The organism is Pseudomonas sp. NY15463 (genome assembly GCF_048068415.1).
In the GTDB taxonomy this organism is placed as follows: Bacteria; Pseudomonadota; Gammaproteobacteria; order Pseudomonadales; family Pseudomonadaceae; genus Aquipseudomonas; species Aquipseudomonas mosselii_C.
Genome location: NZ_JBLUQD010000027.1, coordinates 1 through 415, shown reverse-complemented (window position 1 = coordinate 415; position 415 = coordinate 1). Strand labels below are relative to the sequence as shown.

Below are 415 nucleotides of genomic sequence, written 5' to 3'. Positions count from 1 at the left end.
GACCTGGTACTCAGTACCACCGACGTTCACGGTCAGCGTGACCGGGCTGCCAGTTTGCGGTGGGTTGCTCAGCTGGAAGTTGAAGGTGACGTTTGCGTCGCCTTCTTTCGCCGGATCTGCTGTCACGGTGACAGTAGTGGTATCGAGGGTATCTTCGATGTTGGCCGTGACACTGGATTTGCTCAGGTCGACGGCTTCGAAGTTGCCGCCGTCTACTTTAGTGACGGTCGCGGTCAGGGTCGAACCGTCTTTGTAGACGTCATCGGTGTTGGTGTTCGGCACTTGCAGCGTGCCCTTGCCGGAAGCATCGACGTTGACCTGATATTCGGTGCCGCCGACGTTCACGGTGAGCGTAGTAGCGCTGCCAGTCTGCGGCGGATTGCTCAGCTGGAAGTTGAAGGTGACGTTTGCGTCG

At 58.3% G+C, this 415-nt stretch carries 1 protein-coding gene; it reads right to left on the bottom strand.

The annotated features are described in order from the left end of the window. Positions 1-415 (bottom strand): immunoglobulin-like domain-containing protein (locus ACNFIC_RS23855; RefSeq protein WP_416782290.1); only part of this gene is annotated, 415 nt, incomplete at both ends.